Source organism: Rhodococcus sp. (in: high G+C Gram-positive bacteria) (genome assembly GCF_049286785.1).
Classification (GTDB): domain Bacteria; phylum Actinomycetota; class Actinomycetes; order Mycobacteriales; family Mycobacteriaceae; genus Rhodococcus_F.
In genome coordinates this window covers 1-5,650 of sequence record NZ_JBAQEO010000884.1, presented here as the reverse complement: position 1 = coordinate 5,650, position 5,650 = coordinate 1, and the positions used below count along the sequence as shown (strand labels likewise).

General features: G+C 67.3%; 1 protein-coding gene. It reads left to right on the top strand.

The genetic code is table 11. The features are described from left to right. A partial coding sequence (locus WAW17_RS31465) for an amino acid adenylation domain-containing protein (RefSeq protein ID WP_422336749.1) occupies positions 1 to 5,650 on the top strand: 5,650 nt, incomplete at both ends.

The window sequence follows — 5,650 nt, the reverse complement described above, 5'->3', positions numbered from 1 at the left end:
GCGTCGAAGACTCACTCGGGGTATGGGCGCGCGCCCTCGCCGGGGTGGAAGAGCCCACGCTGCTCGCGCCGGCGGACACCTCTTCCGACAACACCTCCACGGCCAGCGAACTGCTCGTGGAACTCGATGACGACCGGACCGAGCAACTGCGTGCGCTCGCACGCGAACACGGCCTGACGCTGAGCACCCTGATCCGCACCGCTTGGGGGATCGTGCTGGGCGGACTGGTCGGCCGCGGCGACGTGGTGTTCGGCGGGACGGTGTCGGGCCGGCCGCCGCAGATCGCGGGCATCGAATCGATGGTGGGGTTGTTCATCAACACCCTCCCGGTGCGGATCGATCTCGATCCGCGAGAGACCCTGGGGGAGTTGCTCGAACGGGTTCAGGCAGAGCAGGCGGCACTGCTCGACCACCATTACGTGGGGATCACCGACATTCAGTCGGTGGTCGGCAGCGGGTCGAATTTCGACACGTTGACGGTGTTCGAGTCGTATCCGGTGGAGCGCGAGGGGCTGACCGAGAAGACCGACATCGCCGGGATGAACGTGGTCGACATCCACGACAGCGCCAACGCGGCGCACTACCCGCTGGCACTGATCGCGTCGGCGCACGAGCATCTGCAATTGAAACTCGAGTACTTCCCGGCACTGTTCGACCGCCACGATGTGGCTCGAATCGGTGACCGGGTGGTGCAGGCGCTCATTGCGCTGGCCGAACGGCCCCACATGCGATTGGCACAGTTGAGGTTGCTCACCGAGGCCGAGGAATCCGAACTGGTTCCGGTCCGGGGCAGGCCGGGACGGTCGGAGCGGACGTTGCCGCAGATGCTCTCCGAGACCGCCGCCGCGGCCGGTGACGCCACCGCTGTGGTCTTCGGCGACCGGAGTCTGTCGTACCGCGAACTCGACGAACGGTCCAACCAGCTCGCCCGCGTGCTCATCGACCGGGGAGTCGGACCGGAAGACATCGTGGCACTGGGCATCTCGCGGTCCATCGAATCGATACTCGCGGTGTGGTCCATCACGAAGACGGGAGCCGCCTTCGTGCCGGTGGACCCGAACTACCCACGCGAGCGGGTGGAGCACATGCTCACCGACTCGGGTTGCACGTTCGGTCTGCGCGTCGCGTCCGATCGCGACCGGCTCCCGGCCGCGGTGACGTGGCTGACGCTCGACGACGCCGACACGGCCGCCGCCCTGGACGAGATGTCCGCCGCGGCCGTCACCGACGACGAACGGGTGGTGCCACTGCGTTTCGCGCATCCGGCGTACGTCATCTACACGTCCGGCTCGACCGGAACCCCGAAGGGTGTGGTGGTGACCCACGTCGGCCTCGACAACTTCGCCGAGGAACAGCGCGAACGCTATGGGACCGATGTGACATCGCGGACGATGCACTTCTCGTCGCCGAGCTTCGACGCGTCGATTCTCGACTATCTGTTGCCGTTCGCTGTCGGCGCGGCCATGGTGATCGTTCCGCCGTCCGTGTACGGCGGCGACGAACTCGCCGCACTGATCGCCGCAGAGAAGATCACCCACGGATTCATCACCCCGGCCGCGCTGGCCTCGGTGGACCCGGACGGCCTCGACTGCTTCCAGTACGTCGTGGCCGGTGGCGAAGCGGTGCCACCCGAACTGGTGACCCGCTGGGCGCCGGGACGCAAGCTGTTCAACGGCTACGGTCCCACCGAGACCACGATCATGGCGAACATCAGCGACCCGCTCGAGGTCGGGGAGACCGTGACGATCGGCGGACCGGTACGCGGGGTCACGGAAGTGATTCTCGACGCCCGACTGCAACCGGTATCGGTGGGTGTCGCGGGCGAGTTGTACATCAGCGGTGCGGGATTGGCGCGCGGTTATCATGCCCGTGCCGGCCTGACCAGCGAACGGTTCGTCGCGAACCCGTTCGGGGATCCGGGGGAGCGGATGTACCGCACCGGTGACCTTGCCCGCTGGCGTCCCGACCACACGGTGGAGTATCTCGGTCGCACCGACTTCCAGGTGAAGATCCGCGGCTTCCGCATCGAGCTCGGGGATATCGACAGCGCTCTCGCCGGCCATCCCGGCGTCGCGTTCGCGGTCACTCTGGGCCGTCCCGGTCCGGCCGGAGACACCCAGCTCGTGTCGTATGTCCTGCCCGAGGACGGATCCGCGCTCGAACCGCCGGAGCTCAAGAACTGGGTGTCCGGCCTTCTGCCGGCCCACATGGTGCCGTCGAGCATCATGATGCTCGACGAGATCCCGCTGACCCCGGTCGGCAAGCTCGACCGCTCGGCGTTGCCCGAACCGCTGTTCCTTCCCACGTCCGAGGATTTCCGGCCACCGTCGACAGTGCTCGAGCACACCATCGCCGATGTCTTCACCACGGTGCTCGGCATCGAACGCGTCGGTATCGACGACGACTTCTTCGACATCGGCGGTAACTCGCTCATCGCGACCCGCGTCGCGGCCCGGCTCTCCGCCGAACTGGACACCGACATCGGGGTCCGCACCCTGTTCGAGGCACCGACGATCCATCGGCTCGCCCGGCTGATCGAGTCGACGGCGTTCGCTCCGGCCCACGCGGGGGACTCCGCCCGGATTCCGCTGGCACCCAGGCCCCGACCCGAGCACGTGCCCGTCTCGCTGGCCCAGAAGCGGATGTGGTTCATCAACCAGTTCGACACTTCCTCTGCGGCCTACAACATTCCGCTGGCCGTACGGCTGACCGGACACCTCGATGTCGATTCGCTTCGCGCAGCGGTGACGGATGTCTTCATCCGCCACGAGGCGCTGCGGACCGTGTTCCCGTCCTACGACGGCGAACCGACCCAGGTGGTGCTCTCGCCCGGGCAGTGGACGCCGGATCTCGCAATCAGTGAGGTGACGGAGGACGAACTGCGCGAACGCATTGCGGGTCTCGCCACCGCCGGGTTCGATGTGACCGCCGAGGTGCCGATGCGCTCGGCGCTGTTCGCGCTCGCACCGGACGACCACGTGCTCGTGATCGTGGTGCACCACATCTGTGCAGACGGCTTCTCGCTGACACCGTTGGCCCGCGACGTCATGATCGCCTATGCGGCGCGGATCGCCGGCAGCGCCCCGCAGTGGAACCCGCTGGCCGTGCAGTACGCCGACTACACGCTATGGCAGCTCGAGCAGCTGGGCAGCGAGGAGGATTCGGAGTCTCTGGTCTCCCGGCAGTTGGACTACTGGACGGATCAACTCGCGAATCTGCCTGATCTGCTGCAGCTTCCGACGGATCACCCGCGCCCGGTCCAGCAGTCGTTCCGGGGCGCCCAGGTCGACTTCGCGATCCCCGCCGACGTGCACCGTGCCCTGGCGGCGTTGGCGCGCACCCACAACTGCACGATGTTCATGGCGGTCCACGCCGCCCTGTCGGTGCTGCTGTCGGCGCTCTCGGCCACCGACGACATCGCGGTGGGCACGCCGATCGCCGGACGCGGGGATGCTGCGCTCGACGACATGGTGGGCATGTTCGTCAATACCCTGGTCCTCCGGAACACAATCGATCCGGCGCAGGGCTTCGGTGATCTGATCGATCAGGTGCGGGCCACCGACCTCGCCGCGTTCCATCACTCGGACCTGCCGTTCGAGCGGCTCGTCGACATCCTCGCACCCGAACGCTCCACCGCCCACTCGCCGCTGTTCCAGGCGTTGCTCGAGTTCCGGAACAACGAGACACCCCGGCTCGAACTGCCTGAACTCACCGCGACCGCCGTCGACTTCGACCTCGAGGTGGCCAAGTTCGATCTGCAACTCAGCGTCGAGGAAGGCTTCGACGAAGAGGGCGGCGCATCGGGCATCACCGCGTCGTTCACCTACGCCACCGACCTGTTCGAGGCCCCGACGGTCCGCGCCTTCGCCGACCGGTTCCTGCGTATCCTGCGGGCGGTCACCACCGACCCGCAGCTGCCCGTCGGCGACATCGAGATCACCGACGCCGCCGAGCGCGCGGCAATGGCCGCCGAGTGGAACACCGTCGGAGTCGACGCCGGCGGCGACACCCTTGCGGATCGTTTCGCGCAGAGCGTTGCCCGGTTCCCCGGTTCGATCGCCGTCACCTCGGAGAACACCGCCCTGACGTATGCAGAACTCGATGAGCGGTCCACGCGACTGGCACGGTTGCTCATCTCCCGCGGAGTCGGCCCGGAGACGTTGGTCGCGGTGGCGCTGCCCCGGACCGGTGATCTGGTGGTCGCCTTGCTCGCCGTGATCAAGGCGGGCGGTGGCTATCTTCCGGTCGACATCACCTATCCGGCGGACCGGCTCGCGTTCGTGTTCGACGACGCCCAGCCGAACTGTGTGATCACCACGGAGGCAGATGCTTCGGCGCTGCCCGATTCGCAGACTCCCACCGTGCTGCTCGACGACCCCGAGACCGTGGCGGACCTTGCCGCGCTGCCGGACACGGCGATCACCGACGACGATCGGACGTCCCGGCTCGATCCGTCGTCGACGGCGTACGTCATCTACACGTCCGGGTCTACGGGCAGGCCCAAAGGCGTTGTCGTCACGCATCGGAACGTGATGACCCTGTTCGCGAACACCGACCACCTCTTCGGATTCGACGAGCACGACGTGTGGACGATGTTCCACTCCTACGCCTTCGATTTCTCGGTGTGGGAGCTGTGGGGACCGCTGCTCTACGGTGGCCGCCTCGTCGTAGTCGACTACTACACCGCGCGGTCGCCGGAGATGTTCCACGAACTGCTCCGGGGCGAACGGGTCACCGTTCTCAATCAGACGCCCACGGCGTTCTACCAACTGGCCGAGACCGATCGCATCGTCGCCGAGGTGGACGTCCACGCGGCGGAGTTGGCACTGCGGTACGTGATCTTCGGCGGCGAGGCCCTCGACCTCGGGCAACTGGGTCGCTGGTACGCCCGGCACGACGACACCGCGCCGACCCTGGTCAACATGTACGGCATCACCGAGACCACGGTGCACGTCAGCTTCCTCCGGCTCGATCGTGAGTTCGCGGAATCGGCATCGGCAAGTGTGATCGGCCGGGGCATCCCGGGATTGCGGGTGCACGTCCTCGACCGCCGCCTGCATCCGGTGCCGGCGGGCACCATCGGCGAGATGTACGTGTCGGGTGATCAGGTGAGCCGTGGTTACCTCGGGCGCGGTGCCCTCACCTCGGCCCGATTCGTCGCCGACCCGCTCGGCTCCGGCACCCGGATGTACCGCACCGGTGATCTGGCCCGCTGGAGCACCGCGGGCCAGCTGGAATACCTGGGCCGCAGCGATTTCCAGGTGAAGATCCGTGGTTTCCGAATCGAGCTGGGCGAGATCGAATCGGCCCTCCTGCGGTACCCCGGCATCGCGCAGACGGTCGTCACGGTCCGCGACGACGGTCACGGCGGCAACCGGCTCATCGGCTACGTCGTGCCCGAAGCCGGTGCCACGGTGGACGTGTCGTCCGCACTGGAATTCGTCGGCACCCAGCTGACCTCCTACATGGTGCCTGCGACCCTGGTCGTCCTCGATGCCCTGCCCCTCACCAGCAACGGCAAACTGGATCGCCGGGCGTTGCCGGAGCCGGATTTCGGGGCTCGGGTGTCGGCGGGGCGGACGCCGGTGACGGAGATGGAGGCGGTGCTGGCGGGGTTGTTCGCCGAGGTGCTGGGGTTGGAATCGGTGGG